Source organism: Bacillus tuaregi, assembly GCF_900104575.1.
Lineage (GTDB): Bacteria > Bacillota > Bacilli > Bacillales > Cytobacillaceae > Bacillus_BD > Bacillus_BD tuaregi.
Genome location: NZ_LT629730.1, coordinates 43,857 through 62,780, shown reverse-complemented (window position 1 = coordinate 62,780; position 18,924 = coordinate 43,857). Strand labels below are relative to the sequence as shown.

The following is an 18,924-nucleotide window of genomic DNA, read 5'->3' as shown; positions in this document are numbered from 1 at the left end:
TTTCATCTATATGAATATATTCGTATGATTGGAGGTTTTTTACATGAGGAAATTCCTAAGGTGGCTAATCTTTTTCATTCTTCCATTGGTCATCATTGGCGGTGTGGCCATACTTGAAAGCTTATCCACATCCAAAATGGGTGTTAATCGATACTTGCTATATAAAAAAATCCACTATGCCGAAACGATATTCACTCCTGAAAAGCTGAAATGGTATCTCATTCTTCTAATCATTGGGATACTCATCTGTTTGTTTCTTTTTATAAAAAAATCGTCAAAACGGTTGGCAAAAAGGGTTTTACTATATTTAACGATTTATCAGGCAGCAGGGATTGCACTGCTATCAAGCCAAAGCCTAAATGCCTACCCCCTCTTCGCCATCGGCATCCTCAGTATCATATTATTACAATATAGTTGGCTGATCTGGGACAGGGGTCACTCGTCCCATTTCAGGAAGCAGTAGTTCTTAAGGTAGCTTATCTGTATAGTTAGAATAGGTTAGTCATCATAATAAGCCTAGAGCAATATTGGTTTGGCTTTGTTATGGAAAGGGGACATTTAATGAAAAGAATTATTTTATCTACGGAGAGTGGAGCGGATTTACCAGGAGATTTAGCTGAGAAATATGGTGTTCAAGTAGTCCCGATGCACGTAATTATGGATGGCCAGGATTATTTGGATGGTTTTCTGCCTGTAAAGGATATCTATGATTATTATGAGCGTACCAAAAAAATACCGTCAACAACCGCTACAAATGTCCATGAGTATCAGGAATTTTTTTCGAAAATAAAAGCTGACTTTCCTGATTGCGTGATCATTCATATTGGCTATACGTCAAGGGCATCTTCTTCCTTTCAAAATGCTGTTCTCGCGGCGGAGGATTTCGAGGACCTTTACCTCATCGATGCCCTGAACGTGACAGGTGGATTAGAGCGGTCGTTGTGTATGCGGCTCGCTTGTTAGAAGCGGAACCCGAGATTGAACCTGTTCACTTCATTGAAAAAATAGAATCAATGGTCCCTAAATCAAAACTAGCCTTCGTTCCAGGCAGCTTAGACTTTTTAAGAGCGGGTGGACGAGTAAGTAATGCAGCCTATCTCGGAGCGTCTTTATTAAAAATAAAGCCTTGCATTGAATTAATAGAAGGAAAGCTTGTTTCAACTAAGAAGTATCGTGGAAAAATGAGCGTTGTTGCAGAAAAACTCATGCATGATTATATAAATCAATATAACATCGATAAAGAACAAATTTATTTAATCTACTCAATTGGACTTGATGAAAACATCAAGCAGCAGATGGATAAAATGGCAAAAGAAGCTGGCTTTCAAAATGTAAAATGGATCCAAGCCGGTGCCATGATTTCTACTCATGCAGGCCCCGGAGGCTTTGGGATTGCAGGAATCGAAGTGTAGCGTGGAGTTCATGCACCCGATTTACTGATTCAAAAAAGCCCTATCACTCTAATCCATGTGATAAGGCTTCCTTTGTATCCTCTATTATTATTTTCTTTTGGGACGAGGAACCCCCTCGTCCCAGTTATTCTCCATTTGGATGTTGGCCGGGGTATTTACGGTCCTTTCTTTGGCTTTGTTTTTTAGGTCTTCTCATCATCAAGATTAAAATGATAATCACCACCACAAGGATACCGATAATGACCATAGTCCATGGGAATGTCTTGGGTGCAACCTCTATTTCGCCGCGTTCCTCCATTTTTTGTTGCGTTTCTTGTATTTCCTTATTTTTAATGCTAAGAGATTTTTCATAGGTTTGAGTGTTTCCATTCACATCAAGCGTTAATGTGACATGATATTCACCAGGCTCCAACGTTTCTCCAGACCATCTGATCGGATAGTGAAAGGCTGTCATCGGAGCCATTTTGAAGGCTGAAATATCACCTACAAGCGAAAACGATTCATCCTTACTCTTTGTTACCTGATAGCTCCCCGTAATATTCGGGACGATGACAGGATTTGCGTTGTCTAAAGGGACCATAATCGCCATTCGCTCGGGAGAATATTGCGGTTCCTTCAGGGTTAGAGCCGGTGTTTCGGAATAATCTGTTACGTCCACTTGTACACCAATGTTATAGGCTCTATATTGGTCAATCAATAGCTGGGAATTTTTCGCTTTCTGTGACAATTCTTCTGTTCCTTGAAAAACTCGAAACTCCATGCTCCCGAGAAGGGTACCTTGGATATCAGGAATTTTGATAGAAAAATCGACAACCTTTGATTCCGACGGAGCAAGCGTAATTTCAGAAGGAATCGTGGCTGCCTTCTGGAATTGATAGGTTTCATCAATAATAGCGCTTCCTTCTAAAATAGGCTCTTCTTGATAGAGAATGCCTTGATTTCCACTAAAGGCATTCAAACCTTGGATTTGAACCGTCAATTCGTTCTTACTATCATTGGTGACCCTTGCTTGTAAGGGAACGGTCTCATTTGGATTTCCTGTGAAGTGGTAATACCCTTTCTTTTCAACCTGCGTCTGAGGAAAAATGGGCTCGACTCGAAATTCAAAGTCGTTCTCTTCTGCAAAAACGATTGACGTTGGGAAAGATAAGATGATGAGGAGGAATATCCAAAGGGGCTTCCGGCATTTCATATAACCACTCCTAAAAAAAAGTCCCCCTTAGTATTGGAGGACTTTCAGTAATTTAACCGTTTTTTATGGAGCTTCACTTAAAGTAACTGTTGCCGTTGCTTTGTAAGTTTTTGCATAAGCGCTAGCAGGAACGGTTAATTTAACACGTAAAGGAGAGAATTCGTATGAACCCATGCCGCCACCTTCTCCTGCAGATAAAAGAATTACTGGGTCGCCACCATCTAGTTCTTGTTCTTCATCTACAGTTTTAATGGTTTCAAGCGGTGATGATGTATTATCAATGAAAGAAGCCTCTGGGGCTGTCAGTACTGTAAGTGATCCTGCCGTTAGTTTTTTACCCTTGTCCACGTAAGCCCCATTTTCTAAGCTATACTCTTGGAATTGAGATAAATCTAATGACAAGGTCCACCCATTCCCATTACCTGTAGCGTCTGTAATGGAACCAATTCCCCAATCTGCTTCATCAAACTTTTGAGTACCATCTAATGTTACTGAAAGAGGTGCAAAAGTCACTTTACCTCCAGAAAGAGTACCACCTGTTACCGCAGTTGAAGTTAATTCTGGTGTTTCTGTCTCATCCGCAAACGAGGTTGTGCTGAACGCTGTTGCAACAAGACCGAACGCCATAACCGAAGCTACTACCTTTTTAGAAAATAATTTATTCTTTTTGTTTCCATTGTCTAATTGATTAATAGAAACGCTCTTCTTTTTCCCCATAAAAAAACCCTCCAATACAAATTTGATTTGAATCGGAAGAATTTTGAATTTCAACCCCTATAACGAGTATCATTCTCCATTCTTCAGCAGCCCAGCCACCCTAGTTACCCTAATAACAGTAGGCCTGTAGCTTTGCGTCCCAGCTTTTCAACTGGTTTGCCTTTATTGCAGAATGAGAATGTGTTTTAACACTCAATACTTTGTCGTATTGTGTCGTTCATCACTCTCTGAAACTAATATTACTTCGGGAACCACCAAATGAATAGATATAAAGATTTTCCAGTTTGGGGACAGGGACAGTCCCTCGTCCCTCTGAAAACGAAACCATTGTTATTATGGTTCGTATTACAAGATAAGATTCTATTAATCAATAAGGAGGCTTTTAAGTGAATAAATTTGAATACAGAGTGGAAAACATTCAGATTCAATTAAAGAACGGTATTGATTTCAATACCGCAATGACTGAGAAGTTAAATTCTCTTGGCAAGGAAGGCTGGGAATTGTCAGGTGTTAATGGAACAGTTTTTTATTTTAAAAGAGAAATATCTTATTGAACTCACGAGTGCTCTATCGGGACAAGGGACCTGTACCCTCGTCCCACTAGGAAACTAGCTTTCTTAAGAGTGGAATTTTATTCAGTAGAAAGGTCAGGCCGCAGCTGAGTGTGACAAAGAGAATCACATTTAACGGGATAGCGAGAGCTGGATAGAAAAGTTCATTTATGACGACGATTGTTTTACTCGAAAGAATGGTCATGAGTAAAATATGAACGAGATAGATTCCATAGCTTAAGCCGCTTATTTGATTGAAGATAAATCCTAATTTTCTTTTAGCCAAAAGATTTTTACATAAGAGAAAAATCCCGATCGACGATAAAAGAACATTTGGCGCATGGTTTTCATACCAAAATTCCTGCAGGATTCCGCCCGCTGCTATGGTGTCATAATACGTCAGGACAAAGGTGATAAAGATTCCGATACCGCCGAACACGATCGCCGTTTTCTCCCATAGGCTTTTTAATGGAAAACTATGAAGATAATACCCTAACACAAAGTAGCCAATATAATTCGTTACCATGAATAACTCGATGGAAAAACTATAGCCCCAAATAAACTTCATCGCTTTTACAATCACAGACGCATAAATCCAAAGAAGTAAAAAATATTCAATGTCCCGTTTTTGGGCATGTCGAATAAAGATATTTATGATTGGTACCGTTAAATAGAGGCCAATCATCATGTACATGAACCAAAAGTGACCACTCACTCCGTTTGTGAGAAAAAGGACGATAAATTCTTTCAGTGAGAAAGATGGATACCAATCCGCAAACACTTGGTAGCCATAATAAATCATGCTCCAGCCGAGTAAGGGAATGAATAATTTACTCATTCTTTTTGTAAAAAATGGTTTGTATTGAAACTCCCGGTTATTACCAAGTAAAACGGCCCCGCTCATCATGACAAACAAGGAAACCGCACTCCTTGATATCGATTCATAGAAGTTCGCTGCTAGCCAGTTCGTTGGCACATCAAAATAATTAACTTGGACGATGCCACCAGAAATATGTATCGTAACCACCATTGTAATCGCCATCACTCGCAGCCAATCCAGATATAACACACGTTCATTCATTCGCTTTTTCTCTCCCTATTGGGACAGGTCCGTTGTCCCACCAAATGTTCCCTAGTTCCTCTAAACCTTCACCGTTCCCTAGAGCTAATAATCTAAGAAGGGATCACAGGAATAGTTCACTTCCTATTAATTATTAAATAAAAACAACCCTATCTCATTAATCTATGAGATAGGGTTTAGTTCCTATACTCTTTAACTGTTTTCTTTTGGGACGAGGGGCCTCCCCTCATCCCACTTATAAGGTGAATTTATCTATTTCAACAATGACATCTTTGCTAATATGGCTTAGTTGTGTGGCGGATGCAGAGACTTCTTCGGCTGATGCATTCATTTGCTGGGAGGAGGAGGAAATTTCCTCGGCTGATGCAGCCACCTCCTGAGCTACGGCTGAAGCGCCTTGCACCTTGTCCACAATCACACCTTGATTAGTCTGAAGCTTACCCATTGATCCATTGATGCTCTGCATTTTTGGAATGATTTTGTTAATCGCGTTTATAATATTTTTAAAAGAAAGAACGGAGGTATTCGCCACCTCGATTTGATCATTCACCTCTTTAATCATGTCATCTGATGTATTCACCATATCCTTTGTATCTGAGGATATTTCGACGACCAGCTTGTTAATGTTTTCGGAAGAGAGCTTACTTTGCTCGGCGAGTTTTCTAATCTCCTCGGCAACAACAGAGAACCCTTTACCCGCTTCACCCGCTCTTGCCGCTTCAATCGAAGCATTGAGGGCCAATAAATTGGTTTGATCCGCTATGCCGTTAATGATATTGGTGATATTACTGATTTTATTAACGCTCGATTCAAGGTTAGAAATTTTATCCTTTAAGGCCTTAGCTGCTGAATTGACCTCAACGATTGAATCGGATAAAACCGTCATTTTTCCGCTGCTATCCTTTGCCATCCCATCGACATCACCTGCACTGTGAGCCACTTCATTGATAGAAATAACAATGCTGTCCATTTCCATTCGGAAGTCATCTAGAATCGCTGTAATATCTGCTAGATTCTCGGATTGCGAGCTTGTTCCCTGCGCCACTTCATTAATAGACTGAGAGACATTTTGTGTCGCAGCGGACATTTCTTCAAAAACCAGCCCTAAACTATCGGCTTGCTGTTCAATATGCTTTGTCTTAGCTTTCACAGTAAGGATCATATTCTTAATATCCTCGACAGTGTTGGCCAGCGCCTTTTTCATGAGACCAAATTCATTTCTCTGACCTCGGTCGATGGTTAAGGTGAAATCTCCATTTGCGACTTTATTTAACAGAGCAACCATTTCCTTCGCAGAGCGTTTGATTGAAACGACCGTTACTACAACGAGGAGGATAAAGATAATCGTAACGGATATATATATGTATAAAATCGTTTTAAAGCTGCTTTCATAAGTGTTTAGACTGTTGGTATTTGCCGATTTGGCTTCCTTTTCGTTTATTTCCTTTAACGCTGTCAGACTCGCATAAAGATTGGTTCCAATAGCATCAAGCTCATCAAAATGACTGTCCGACAGTGTACCCGTTGCATCAATTTCCTTTTGGGCATCCTCCCAGTTTGTGACATATAAGGTTAATTGATTTTTTACATTTTCGACATGCACGGCTTCTTCGCTTTGTTTACCGTTAATATAATTAGAGCGAGAACTGCTATAGGAATCGATCAAATCGGTTATTTTTTGATAATCCGCTTGGATAGAATCCGGAAGCTTCGCATCCTTCTTGAGCGAATAATCTCTGACACTAATCCTTATATTAGAAAAAGTACCTCTCATGCTGCTGATTTGGGTGAGCGGAATTAAATTTTCATTGTACAGCAGCCGATTATCCTCATTAATACTCGCCATTCGGTTAGTACTGAAAAAGCCAATAACCCCCATAAATACAATGGCAATAACGGCAAGCATCCAAACCACATTGATAATTTTTAAGTTTTTCAACCTATTAATCATCATTTTCAACTCCTTTAATCATTATAATCAAATTCGCCCGTCGAATTTGCGTCCGGATTTTTATCGAGCTCGCTCGAAATTAACATTAAAAAATCGCAAGACTCGCCGGAGGCTTAACTTCATTCAGCCGGGGTTTGAATCCCCACTGAATCGAAGTACCATTTGCATTCATCTGCTGAATGAAGTTAAAAATAAGACTATTCTATCAAAATTATATTATATCGACATAACAATACATACGACCCATGTTAAAAGATTGTGAACGATTTGGGACAGGTTCCTTGTCCCAAAGGATTTTTTGTGGTACACTTTTGAACGTTAAATAAGTGACTGAATGGTTCATTTGGTCAATTGTGATTGGGGTGACTTCTTAGTGGCGATGGATCGACGTAAATTAATCATTGAGGCTGCGACAAAATCATTTTCTTTATTCGGGTACAAGGCTACGACGATGGACCAGGTGGCAAGGCTTGCTAATGTGGGAAAAGGGACGATTTATACCTTTTTTAAAAATAAAGAGGAATTATTTGATGAAATTATCTCAAGCTTGATTCGCGATATGAAGTCGGTGGCAGAGGATGCCATGAATCGAAGCCTTACCTTTTATGAAAATGCCAATCGGGTCCTATTCGGTCTGCTGGAATTTCGCAAGTCCCATCAGTTAACGATTAAGCTCTTTCAGGAGGAAAGAGAAATCGGGACACAGGCGGTGGTGGATGTGGTACAGCGGATGGAGCAGGCGATCATCCATTATATGATAGGCATCATTCAAGACGCGATGGACCGCGGTGAAATCAAGCCCTGCAATCCCGAAATTACGGCATTTGCCATGCTGAAGCTCTATGTTTCATTAATCTTTGATTGGGAACAGAATCATAAACCACTGACAAAGGAAGAAATCGCCGATCTGTTTAAATTATATTTCTTTACTGGACTAGAAAAATAACCACATGACATCATGGGTGCTCCTCTTTTTTCAAAAAGTAGAGTACCCTGCTTATTTGGCCAAAAATGACCAATTGAATAAAACGGTCAATTGTTAACAGGAGGTTTAAATCGTGAGAAAGTCATCCTTTCTAGCTGAATTAAAGCATATTCTCACCAATCGTAAAATTCTCATTCCAATCATAGCCGTCGCCTTTGTGCCTGTCCTTTATGCCGGCATGTTTCTGTGGGCCTTTTGGAATCCATATGACCAGATGGAAGACCTGCCAGTCGCCATCGTTAGCGAGGATAAGGGCGCTGAGCTTGATGGAGTCCATTTAGAGCTCGGGAAACAGCTGACCGATAAGCTCTCGGAAAACGATCAATTCGATTTCCATATCGTATCGAAGGAAAAAGGCTACAAGGGACTGGAAAACAGGGATTATTATTTATTAGTTGAGATTCCAGAGAATTTTTCAGCGAATGCAACAACCCTATTAGATTCCGCACCGCAAAAGCTAGAGTTAATCTATGTTCCTAATGAAAGCACCAATTTCCTTTCTTCACAAATCGGAGAAACGGCCGTCAAGGAAATTAAAGCAGAGATTTCGAAAAATGTGACGGCAACCTATGCCGAAACGATGTTTGGGAAGGTCGAGGACTTGGCCAAAGGGTTAACACAGGCCAGTGACGGCTCTACCCAGCTTTCTGAGGGTGCAACAAAATTAAAGGATGGCACTAAAAGCCTCCGGGAAAATCTTGAAGTTTTAGCAGCGAAAAGCCTTGAATTTTCCAATGGAGTGGAAAAGGCTGCATCTGGATCAAGCGACCTTGCTGCTGGTGCGGACCAAGTAAAAGCCGGTCTGCAGAAAATCAACGAAAATATACCTGACTTAGTGAGTGGGACATCACAGGTGCAGGATGGGATTCAACAAATGAAAGAAGAGCTGCCAAAGCAAATAGCCTCAGGTGTGACGAGTCAAATCAACGGAAGCTTGGGGCAGGTGGATGCCGGCATGGACCAGCTGGAATCACAGCTAAGCACAGAGCTTTCAACACAGCTTACCAATGGCATTACAGCCAGCCTTTCTGTGCAGCTGGCCGATCAAATCTCAACCTCACAGGCTGAACAAATGGTACAGCTAAAGGCTGCACTCATAGAATCACAAGCCATGGATGAAGCGCAAGCATCTGCTTTTGTTGCCCAAATGGCTCAAGGTAATCCGACAAAGGAACAGCTTCAACAGCAGTTTGAGCAGCAATTGACTGGACAGCTGTCACCGGGCATCACGTCTGGCATAGCAAGTGGGTTAAATCAAGGCCTATCTCAATTTAAAACCAATCTGCATGACCAATTATTATTCTCTACGCAGGGGTTAGAGGGGCAATTGAAGTCTCAAACGGGTCCTTCTTTTGACCAGTTATTAGCCGGTGTTCAACAAATAAATGACGGACAGCTCAGCCTCCAGCAGGGCATTGGTCAACTTTATAACGGTTCCGTAGGATTGAATAATGGTGCACAGGATTTAAGCACGGGAATGGATCAATTAACAAATGGAAGTACGCAATTAGAGACAGGCGCCGGTAAGCTTGCAGAGGGATCAAAGGCAGTGGAAGATGGTACATCACAGCTTATGGACGGATCAACAGAGCTTGCTAGTAAACTAGCAGAAGGGTCCGAGCAGGCCGGTTCCGTTGAAGCAACTGATGACACCTTCGATATGATGGGCGAGCCTGTTACCGTGAAAAAGGAAGAAATCAATAAGGTGCCTAACTATGGTACCGGCTTTGCGCCCTATTTTATCTCACTTGGCTTATTTGTTGGCGCGTTGCTCATCTCGATTGTCTTTAAGCTGAAAGAACCTGTCGTGGCGCCAAAAAATGCGATGCAATGGTTCCTTAGCAAATTTGGTGTGTTAACGATTGTCGGAGTGATTCAGGCTGTATTAGTAGACCTCGTGTTATTATTTGCCTTAAACATCGAGGTTGAAAGTATTCCCTTGTTCTTTTTGACCTCGCTCATTACGAGCTTCGTGTTCTTAAGCTTAATCCAATTGCTTGTTACAACAATGGGCGACCCGGGGCGTTTTATTGCGATTGTCATTCTGATTTTGCAATTAACCACAAGTGCTGGTACATTCCCGCTTGAGTTAATTCCAACTCCACTGCAATCCATCAACCTCTGGCTGCCGATGACCTATTCCGTCCAAGCCTTTAAAGCCGTCATTTCAAGCGGTGATTTGACCTATATGTGGCACAATCATATTATTCTCTTAACCTATATGATTGGCTTTATGCTCATGACGATTGGCTATTTCGCCATAAAATTAAAAAAGCAGGAACAGGATTCAGAGGAAATGAATCAGAATATGGTTTTTTATCATAATTGATTGTGTGGTTGGGTGCACTGGTGCTATCTAGAAAATAGGTGGTGTTGGTGCATCTTTTTTTATTCCTTGTGCCTGATAAAGTAGCATATTTTTCCTCCTTCTACACATCCTATAAAGAAGAACTCTGTACCCAGGAGGACAGCATTATGAACATCGATGATATTGTCATAGCTCGTGAAAAGATGAAGGGGATTGTCTACACCACGCCTCTGGATTATTCGAAAACCTTTAGCCGGCTTTCAGGTAATGAGGTTTTTTTAAAGCTGGAGAATCTGCAAAAGACAGGCTCGTTCAAGGTTAGGGGGTCCTATAATAAGCTGATTTCGCTGTCAAAGGATGAATTAAAAAATGGGGTCGTCGCGGCTTCAGCCGGGAACCATGCTCAAGGGGTTGCGTACTCTAGTCAGATGCTTGACGTGCCGTGCACGATTGTGATGCCACAAGGCGCGCCACTCAGTAAGGTACAGGCCACGACGCACTATGGGGCAGAGGTCGTATTAGAGGGGGCCGTGTTTGATGATGCGCTCGCCCATGCGTTAAAGCTTAAAGAGCAAATGGGTGCCACCTTTGTACATGCTTTTGATGATGAAGCCGTCATCGCGGGACAAGGAACGGTTGGGCTAGAGATTATTGAACTGCTTCCGGATGTCGAGGCCATCATTTGTCCGATTGGCGGCGGCGGACTTGCGGCTGGTGTGGCGATGGCCGTGAAGGAGAAAAACCCCCATATTTCTGTCTATGGGGTGCAAACCTCTGCTTGTCCGAGCATGAAGCAATCGTTGCTGGAAAATAAACCGGTATTGGTTGACTCCGCACCCACGATGGCCGACGGAATTGCGGTTAAAAAGCCAGGGCTCCAAACCTTTGAGATTGTGCAAAAATACGTGGATGATATTTATTGTGTCGACGAAATGGAGATTGCCAGAGCCATGCTCCTAATTTTAGAAAGAAATAAGCTGCTCGTAGAGGGTTCGGGGGCCTGCGCACTGTCTGCCCTGATTTATGAAAAAATGAAGCTCAAGGAGAAAAAAGTCGTTGCGATCCTAAGTGGCGGCAACGTCGATTTGAATTTTATTTCAAGAATTATTGAACATGGCATGGTGGAGTCCGGAAGATACATTACGTTTACGATTACCTTAAAGGATAAGCCGGGTGAACTTCAGAAGGTGTTAAGCACCATTACGGACCTCGACGCCAACATCCAATCCGTTAACCACAACCGCATTGGTCAAAATATTTATCCCGGCTACGCCCAACTCGAGATATCCGTCGAAACCAAAAACCATGACCATATCGAGCAGCTCTACAAGATATTAGCAGAGAAAAATTACAATGTAGAAATTGGGACATAGGACAGGTCCCTCGCCCCACCATATATTACCAAAAAATCTATGCTTTCACTAATCGCTAAAGTGGATGTTCTAAGGGAAACGTGGACAGATAGCATTTCCTCGCTATATTAATTAAGGCCATATCTCTCTGATCCTAGAGATATGGCTTACTTTGCTTTTCTTTTTTCATAAAAGTCCTTTATAAATTTCTTTATCAAGAACCTTTTCTGCCAATGGAAGCGCAAGAACCTTCCCTCTGCTTCTTGAGCCCCCCCTTCTTCCTCAATAAGCGATGATGACGCCGCGGGCCTTTAGGTTTTCGATTATTTTTTGGGATTCTGCATTCAGTTCATTATCCGTTATATTAAGGTATCGAAGGTCTGCTAGATTGCTTAACGGTGTGATGTCACTTATTTTGTTGATGGATAAATACAGGCCTTGCAGATGGGTTAATTTACTCACTACAAGGATATCGCTGATTCCGGTTGAGGTTAAATCGAGCATGGTAAGATTGGTTAAGGTGCCCAATGCACTGATGTCGCTTAATTGATTTGAACATAGATTAAGATCATCAAGCTTGGTTAAGCTGCTCAAAGCACGAATATCACTTATTTCGTTCGTATTTAAGTTAAGTGATGTAAGTTTGGTTAAACCACTTAGGGCACCGATATCATTAATTTCGTTGTAGTGCAGTCTGAGAGCATAAAGGTTGGTTAGTCCCTTTAGTGCACTTATATCACTTAGCTTATTACCAGCTAAATCAAGATCCTGCAGCGTGTTTAATTCGCGTAATGCGTTGATATCACTTATGTTGTTGTAGGATAAATTAAGCAGATAGAGAGTGTTTAATTTGCTCAATGCGCTAATATCGCTTATTTTATTCGCAGACAAATCAAGATCGATCAGTTTGGTCAGTCCACTCAAAGCGCTGATATCACTTATTTCGTTTTGAAATAAGTGAATTATTTGAAGGTTCGTCAAACCCTTCAAGGCACTAGCATCACTTATTTGGTTGAAGGATAAATCAAGCGTTTCAAGCTTGGTTAATCCGCTTAATGCACTGATATTACTTATTTTATTAGACGATAAATGAGCGACTCTCAGTTTGGTTAACCCACTCAAACTACTAATATCGCTTATTTCGTTTACGCCTAAATCTAGATAGGTTAGATTCTTCGCATATTCAATCCCTGATAAATTTTTAATAGAGTATCCCACTCCATCAATTCTAGTCACACGATTCATATCGTCAGCTGTTATGTTTCCCGCAGGTTTGTTAAGCGTTTCTCTTATGGCTTTTTCAAGATACTTATCCTTTATAATTCCTCTAAATGAAGGTTCGAGTGTTCGCGCCATAAACGCAGAAAACTGTCCACGGGTCACCGCTAAATCAGGACGATAAGTGCCATCATGATACCCGCTTGCAATTCCATTTGCGGACACATTAAGAATAGATTGATAGGCTGCCATATTGGAAGATACATCAGAAAATCCATTTTCCTGCCCGGTTGTTAAGGGAAATGCCCGATTTAAAAATAGGGCCATTTGCGCGCGAGTAACTGGCTGATAAGGTTTGTACGTCCCATCCGGAAAACCGCTAATGATGCCTTCCTCAACTGCAGCAGCAATATATCCTGAACCTGTTACATTTGAAGGAACATCACGAAAAGTCGTATCTCTTTGATTTCCGTTCAAATCAAGAGCACGGCCAATCATGATAGCAGCTTGGGCACGGGTTACGGTGTCATTGGGCTTGAAGGTACCGTCCGGAAAGCCAGAAATCATTTCTTCTGAAGAGAGATAAATTACCTCATGATAAAAAGTATAGTTTGGTGATACATCCTTAAATCCCCCTGCCGCTTGTCCAGTGTTTGGAGCTAATAGACCCAAGACGAAAACGAAAAGGATTAAACACATTAACTTTTTCATATAAATCCCCCCTTTATTACAGTATAGCACCAATATCCAATATTTCCCTTTTTTCGACTAAAAAAGGACAGTATCGATTGGGGAAACTTGGGGAGGTTCTGCTTTTCAAAAAAGCTCTATAAATAGATAAACAGCTAACGTACAAGCGTTTTAAGGCTTCACCATCTGCTCTTTTCATCTAAATACGCAAAATATAGAATCAAATTCGCCCGTCGAATTGGCGTCCGGATTACCTGAGCTTGTTCGGGTAAACTACCTTTAAAAAATCGCAAGACTCGCCGGAGGCTTCACTTCATTCAGCCTGGGTTTGAACCCCCACTGAATCGAAGGACCATTTGCATTCATCCCCCACTTATAGAAGTGGAGGACTTCTGTACCTGTCGCAAGCTTTCGGTACAAAAGGCATTTGCTGAATGAAGTTAAAAAGCCCTTTCACTACCATCCATGTGATAGGGCTTTCTTTGTATGCTCTTACGTTATTTAGCTTTGGGGCAAGGAACCACCCTTATCCCAAGTCATATTTCCCTTCCCTCTCGTATATGATTTCTTTAGGTGAAAAAATGGGGGGGATTTCCCCTTTACCTCTATCTATAAAGGAGAAATCGGAAATGGAAATGGCCTTTTGTAAAAATTGTGGTGAACCGCTTGAGGAATCGATAGAATTCTGTCCTGCTTGTGGCTCACCGGTTAAAGAGGAGAACGTGACACCTCCAAATCCTGAAACCATCCCTCTTGAGACAGGAACCAATGCCCCTATTCCTTTTAAACGGAAGGTCCTTTACAGTATTCTTGCTGCCATCGTGCTACTTCTTATAGGAACTCATTTTACGATTAGTCATTGGATGGATAGCGACAGGCATTTGCAAAAGATCTTTAATGCCATCGTTGATGAAGATGGCGAAGAATTATTTAAGGAATTACGCATTTCCGACGGTCTTATTTATACGAAATCATCCTTTGCCACCTATCTCAAAGACGATAATCCTGAAAGACTCCACAAGGATTTGCAAGCTGCCGTCGCACAGGTAAAGAAAACAGGGCTGACTGAGGTTGTGACGAATCCAAGTGGCCGTGATTTATTCCGCGTTAAAACGGAAAAGTTCCTCTTTTTTTATTCAAAAACAATCATTGAACCCATCTCTTCCACATTACGAATTGATACCGATTTATCTAATGCCAAACTGACGATTGCGAACCAAACTTTTCCCTTGAACGGAAAGTCCTTGGAGATAAAAAATATCCTCCCCGCTGACTATGACATTCATTTGCAGGGGAAAAATGAATTTTTTGAATCAGAAGGGAAAAGGAAAGTGGAAGCCAATGACTTTGGGGATCACAATGGGATAGAAATTAAAGCGGAGGATTATTCAATCATTTTTGCCGAAGATCCGACAGACAGTATCATTTTTATCAACGGAAAATCGACCAACAAAACGGCAAAGGAAATTGACACCCTGACACCTGTATTTAGTGATAAAACAGAGGTGTATGGAGTCAGACAAATGGCAGAAGACCAAACAGAGCCGTCCGAAGTCGTTCAAGCCAATCGCGGAGAAACCGTGAGCTTTATTTTTCAAGAATTGATAAAAGCAGAAGAGGAACATAGAAAAAAGGAGCAGGAAGAGGCCGAGGCTGCATTGATTCAAAAACAAAAGGCTGCGGAGCATCAGGAGATAATCAAACATGCCTCCTATGTATACAGCGACTTCCGTAACGCCTATGAAAACGCACTAAATTATAAGAACTTTAGTTATGTTGAAGATTATCTCTATGGATCAGGCGCTGCCTATACTGAGCTATATGATTTTGTTTATGAAAATAAGGACTCCTATTATTGGTACCGATTTATTACCAATGAGGTCAAAAGTGGCGAGGTCCATGAAGACGGTGTCCATTTATTTGTCCATGAAGTATTTACCTTTGAAAATCATTTAGGAGAAAAAATAAAATACAACCGTAATAAGGAATACATCTTGATTGAAGTGTCACCAGGAAAGTATGAAATTAAAGAGATTCGTATTAATACGACGAAAAAAAATGCGATTTAAGGAGGAGTTCCTTTGCATTGTAGTCATTGTGGGCATTCACAGACTTCCGGGAAATTCTGCGTTAAATGTGGAAATTCATTCGTACGATTTAATGATGTTGAAAATGATTTACCAGCTTCAGAGATGACCGTTTCCATACAGCCTAATGTAGCGGCAGACAAGAGCATGAATAAAGCAAAGACAGCATCCTCCCAATATTTCCATTACTTCTTTTCCTATTTAAAAAACCCGACGAAGTCTTTCGAGAACAACTCCGTTTCTTTAATGAATGGAATCGTAACCTGGCTGATTGTTACTTTAATGATTGGATTCATTGTATACACGGGTATTAAACATTTTGTGGAGTTTTACGCAGATTCCTTAAGCGATATCATACAAACTAGTTATTTTATGCCCGTGTTTTCGAGGGCTTGGGGGATTTCGATTGCCACAACCGGTTTAATCATCCTGATTCTATACGGCCTCATTCATCTATTCATTCGTCCTCGTTCACTAAAATGGGTGGCGTCCATGTACGGTTCGGTTTTACTTCCTGTCGTGATCCTGTCGTTACTAACCTGGTTACTCATAATGATGAGGTCCTATACATCTGCCCTTATTGTCTTTACCTTCACCCTCAGCATGATGACCATCGTCTTACCATTAATCGTCCTTTTTCAAGCTTCTAATGGCATCAAAACAAAAATGGACCGAACGTATTTGGGGTTCATTTACATTGTGACTTATACCATTGCCACTTATATTCTTTACTACATTGTGCTTGAATCTACTTTTACGACTTTATTAAAATATTATACGGACTTTGTGAGGTATTTTTGGTGAAGGATTGGGGGGGCACGTTGGGGACGCCTCTTATCTATTTTCTGATTTTTCCAAATAATAGGTGTTCCTTTCTTATTTTTGTTTATATTCGTCCGTCGAATTTGCGTCCGGATTACCTGAGCTGATCGGGTAAACTACCTTTAAAAAATCGCCAGACTCGCCGAAGACTTAACTTCATTCAGCCAGGGTTTGAACCCCCACTGAATCGAAAAGTACCATTTGCATTCATTTGCTGAATGAAGTTAATTTTTTTCAGAATAAGCCTCTACCTATTAATCTGCTACAACACGGCTCTCTTCTGTAGAGAAGCCTTTTTATCCTTCCAATGGTAGAATATTTTCAGCAAAGGCATGATGAAAACAAAAATAAATAGGAGCCTGAAGGTTTGGAACATCGAAACAAGCGAGACATCTGCTTTTACGGCATTAGCTAATACGACCATTTGATCTAAGCCGCCTGGGGCTGTGCTTAGGAAGCTTGTAGCGAATGTTGAGCTCATTGCAAACGACATTAAAAAGCTTGAAGCGAAGGTTAAAGCAATCAGTGCGAATGCGCTGAAAATACCGCCTACAAGTACACGTACTGGAAGCTTAATCATATCGGGCTTGAGCATTAAGCCGATATGAGCACCAATGAGTAGCTGTGCAACGTCCATGACAATTCCAGGTACTTGTGGCATGGCGATGGGTGTTGAAAGTTGTAACAAAATTAATAGAATAATGGGTGTAATGAAAAAGGCGACGGGCAAATGGATGCGTTGCGTTAATGAGGAAAATCCCCATGCAAGTGCAATTAATAAGACTAAACTTATCGTTATCTTAGCATCGGCTGGCGGCTTACTCATGACTTGACCAGCGACAATAAAGGGTACAACTACAACGACTAGTAATAACCGAATGACTTGAAAATAAGTAATAACGCCAATTTCATTCACTTTTTCTTCTTCAGCAAACACGACGATTTGACTTAAACCACCTGGGATCGAACTTAGCACAGCCGCTTTCATCGGAATTTTTGCCCATTTACTCGTTAAGTAGGCGATACCGATTGAGCCGCCGATTAAAATAACATTTAGCATGATCATATAAAATAAAATGGAGCCCATCACGCCGAATAAACCGGTGTTAAATTGTACACCAATTACCGTACCAACCGTGACGACACCTAAATCACACAAATGACCAGACCATTTGAGTGGTCCTTTATAAATAAATTGGGCCACCATGACGACAACAATTGGGCCAAGCATCCATGGAATAGGGATGTGTAACAGGCTAAAAATATAACCACCGATTAAAGATAAGACTAACACCTTTAACATTGCCTTCAACAGTAACACCCCTCCCTCCATAAAAGCTGATGTATCAACGGTTTAACCCGTGATAGGTATGAAAAAGATAGTTTCGACACGACCTCTAACAGGTATTTTAATCATATGTAAAATATTCTACTATATGCTATGTGGTCACTATTGAATCATAGTGCTAAGGAAATACATGGTGCAAAATGGAACTCTGTATTTATTACTTAAGAAACCACCAGCGTCCATAGAGATGAACACTGGTGGTAATGATTATGAATTTAATAATTCTTTTTCCTGTGCTTCACGGTCCACGTCATCACGGCGACGATCACCCCAGTAGGAAGAACCATATTTCAAATATTCCTCATAAGTCCATTTCACCGGCTCCCAGTCTGGCTCGAAGATTAAGTAGCTATTTGTGAAGATTTCAACACGTAAGCCACTTCCTGGGTCTTTAACGTAAATGTACATGGCTTGAGATATACCGTGTTTACCAGGACCTACAAATGGTACATCATTTTCGCGTAAAATGTCCGCCGCACGTAGGATGTCTTGTGCGTTGTCTAACCAGTAGGCGATATGGTGCATTTCGTTCGGCGCTTTTGAACGGGCTGTAGACATCATGGCTACATCATGTACTAAGTTTGTTACAGATAACCAGCTTGCTACTTGAACATCATCCGGATTTACAAAATATTCACGTAATTTAAAGCCCAACGCTTCTTTTAAATAGTTTACAATTTCAGCATTATCAAGAGAGGTTTGTAGGTTTACGTGATCGATACGGCGTGGGGATACACCTTTTGCCCAAGGTTTATAGGTTTGGTTTTTAAGTACTGATTTTCGAGATTCATCGGCAGGTGTTTTTTCCATATCATAGTAAAGTTCAAAGCGGTGACCACTTGGTAAATTGAAACGGATTGCTTCCCCTTGTGCGGCTTCCACACCAGCTGCTATCCAATGTACTTCTGTCCCGGCAGCTTCTAATAATTTTGCAAAAGTTGCGACGTCTTCACGGCGTTTTGTCCGCCATCCAATATGATCAATGTAAGATGTTTCACCCGCTTTAATGGACAAGGTATGGTGCTCGAAATCGCCCCATGCACGTAAGTAGTGTACGCCATCTACAACTTCTGTTTCTTCTAAACCGATTATGTCACAGAAGAATCGTAAGGATTTTTCAAGGTCTGCCGACACTAAGGCTACGTGTCCTAGCTTGGCAATTTCCGGTGCGTAAAGAAATTTTTCCATTTATATTCACCTCATAGGTAGT

The 18,924-nt window shown here is 41.1% G+C and carries 14 protein-coding genes, 2 pseudogenes and 1 riboswitch; of the genes and pseudogenes, 8 read left to right on the top strand and 8 right to left on the bottom strand.

From position 1 onward, the window contains the following. The first annotated feature begins 43 nt into the window (after positions 1-43). Both BQ5321_RS01025 and BQ5321_RS01020 read left to right on the top strand, forming a co-directional pair. The gene (locus BQ5321_RS01025) at positions 44-463 is read left to right on the top strand and encodes a hypothetical protein (protein ID WP_071392774.1); all 420 of its coding nucleotides are present in this window, start codon (positions 44-46) and stop codon (positions 461-463) included. Positions 464-561: 98 nt separating this feature from the next. Continuing rightward, positions 562-1,412: pseudogene (locus tag BQ5321_RS01020) on the top strand (DegV family protein). 124 nt (positions 1,413-1,536) lie between these two features. Here the strand turns inward: BQ5321_RS01020 and BQ5321_RS01015 are convergent. Then, positions 1,537-2,604, bottom strand: coding sequence for a WxL protein host-binding domain-containing protein (locus BQ5321_RS01015; protein WP_071392773.1), 1,068 nt, complete (start codon positions 2,602-2,604; stop codon positions 1,537-1,539). Between the two features lie 63 nt (positions 2,605-2,667). Next, entirely contained in the window at positions 2,668-3,321 is a 654-nt protein-coding gene (locus BQ5321_RS01010) for a WxL domain-containing protein (RefSeq protein WP_071392772.1), read from the bottom strand. 82 nt (positions 3,322-3,403) lie between these two features. After that, positions 3,404-3,492, bottom strand: a riboswitch (cyclic di-GMP riboswitch). 215 nt (positions 3,493-3,707) lie between these two features. On the opposite strand from BQ5321_RS01010, the gene BQ5321_RS23915 reads away from it, so the two are divergent. After that, positions 3,708-3,875: a DUF4177 domain-containing protein gene (locus tag BQ5321_RS23915; protein ID WP_139187738.1), complete on the top strand. Its 168-nt coding sequence runs from the start codon at positions 3,708-3,710 to the stop codon at positions 3,873-3,875. A gap of 46 nt (positions 3,876-3,921) precedes the next feature. On the opposite strand, the gene BQ5321_RS01005 is transcribed toward BQ5321_RS23915, so the two are convergent. From BQ5321_RS01005 to BQ5321_RS25005, 3 genes and pseudogenes are all read right to left on the bottom strand, one after another. Then, positions 3,922-4,953, bottom strand: a complete 1,032-nt coding sequence (locus BQ5321_RS01005) for an acyltransferase (RefSeq protein ID WP_071392771.1) — start codon at positions 4,951-4,953, stop codon at positions 3,922-3,924. Positions 4,954-5,188: 235 nt separating this feature from the next. Continuing rightward, positions 5,189-5,839, bottom strand: a complete 651-nt coding sequence (locus BQ5321_RS25010) for a methyl-accepting chemotaxis protein (protein WP_390622124.1) — start codon at positions 5,837-5,839, stop codon at positions 5,189-5,191. A 516-nt stretch (positions 5,840-6,355) separates the two neighbouring features. Next, positions 6,356-6,904: pseudogene (locus tag BQ5321_RS25005) on the bottom strand (MCP four helix bundle domain-containing protein); the annotation flags it as partial. A gap of 373 nt (positions 6,905-7,277) precedes the next feature. Here BQ5321_RS25005 and BQ5321_RS00995 point away from each other — a divergent pair. The 3 genes from BQ5321_RS00995 to ilvA all read left to right on the top strand — a co-directional run bounded on the left by BQ5321_RS00995 (position 7,278) and on the right by ilvA (position 11,570). Next, entirely contained in the window at positions 7,278-7,850 is a 573-nt protein-coding gene (locus tag BQ5321_RS00995; protein ID WP_139187737.1) for a TetR/AcrR family transcriptional regulator, read from the top strand. A gap of 112 nt (positions 7,851-7,962) precedes the next feature. After that, positions 7,963-10,218 (top strand): YhgE/Pip domain-containing protein, encoded by a 2,256-nt coding sequence (locus BQ5321_RS00990; protein ID WP_071392769.1) that lies wholly within the window; start codon positions 7,963-7,965, stop codon positions 10,216-10,218. Positions 10,219-10,361: 143 nt separating this feature from the next. Then, complete coding sequence (gene ilvA, locus BQ5321_RS00985) at positions 10,362-11,570, top strand: threonine ammonia-lyase (protein WP_071393018.1); 1,209 nt, start codon at positions 10,362-10,364, stop codon at positions 11,568-11,570. Positions 11,571-11,831: 261 nt separating this feature from the next. Here the strand turns inward: ilvA and BQ5321_RS00980 are convergent, their stop codons facing one another. After that, on the bottom strand, positions 11,832-13,478 hold the full coding sequence (locus BQ5321_RS00980; RefSeq protein WP_071392768.1) for a leucine-rich repeat domain-containing protein: 1,647 nt from the start codon (positions 13,476-13,478) through the stop codon (positions 11,832-11,834). Between the two features lie 608 nt (positions 13,479-14,086). Here BQ5321_RS00980 and BQ5321_RS00975 point away from each other — a divergent pair. Next, the gene (locus tag BQ5321_RS00975; protein ID WP_071392767.1) at positions 14,087-15,526 is read left to right on the top strand and encodes a TcaA NTF2-like domain-containing protein; all 1,440 of its coding nucleotides are present in this window, start codon (positions 14,087-14,089) and stop codon (positions 15,524-15,526) included. 12 nt (positions 15,527-15,538) lie between these two features. Next, complete coding sequence (locus tag BQ5321_RS00970; protein ID WP_071392766.1) at positions 15,539-16,348, top strand: hypothetical protein; 810 nt, start codon at positions 15,539-15,541, stop codon at positions 16,346-16,348. 280 nt (positions 16,349-16,628) lie between these two features. Here the strand turns inward: BQ5321_RS00970 and BQ5321_RS00965 are convergent, their stop codons facing one another. Together BQ5321_RS00965 and BQ5321_RS00960 are read right to left on the bottom strand one after the other, a co-directional pair. Continuing rightward, positions 16,629-17,669 (bottom strand): AbrB family transcriptional regulator, encoded by a 1,041-nt coding sequence (locus BQ5321_RS00965; protein WP_071393017.1) that lies wholly within the window; start codon positions 17,667-17,669, stop codon positions 16,629-16,631. Positions 17,670-17,921: 252 nt separating this feature from the next. After that, entirely contained in the window at positions 17,922-18,902 is a 981-nt protein-coding gene (locus BQ5321_RS00960) for a VOC family protein (protein WP_071392765.1), read from the bottom strand. Between the last annotated feature and the right edge of the window lie 22 nt (positions 18,903-18,924).

Coding starts and splice junctions, on each gene's coding strand:
- BQ5321_RS01025 (WP_071392774.1), top strand. CDS start 44: ATGAGGAAATTCCTAAGGTGGCTAATCTTTTTCATTCTTCCATTGGTC.
- BQ5321_RS01015 (WP_071392773.1), bottom strand. CDS start 2,604: ATGAAATGCCGGAAGCCCCTTTGGATATTCCTCCTCATCATCTTATCT.
- BQ5321_RS01010 (WP_071392772.1), bottom strand. CDS start 3,321: ATGGGGAAAAAGAAGAGCGTTTCTATTAATCAATTAGACAATGGAAAC.
- BQ5321_RS01005 (WP_071392771.1), bottom strand. CDS start 4,953: ATGAATGAACGTGTGTTATATCTGGATTGGCTGCGAGTGATGGCGATT.
- BQ5321_RS25010 (WP_390622124.1), bottom strand. CDS start 5,839: ATGACGGTTTTATCCGATTCAATCGTTGAGGTCAATTCAGCAGCTAAG.
- BQ5321_RS00980 (WP_071392768.1), bottom strand. CDS start 13,478: ATGAAAAAGTTAATGTGTTTAATCCTTTTCGTTTTCGTCTTGGGTCTA.
- BQ5321_RS00975 (WP_071392767.1), top strand. CDS start 14,087: ATGGAAATGGCCTTTTGTAAAAATTGTGGTGAACCGCTTGAGGAATCG.
- BQ5321_RS00965 (WP_071393017.1), bottom strand. CDS start 17,669: ATGTTAAAGGTGTTAGTCTTATCTTTAATCGGTGGTTATATTTTTAGC.
- BQ5321_RS00960 (WP_071392765.1), bottom strand. CDS start 18,902: ATGGAAAAATTTCTTTACGCACCGGAAATTGCCAAGCTAGGACACGTA.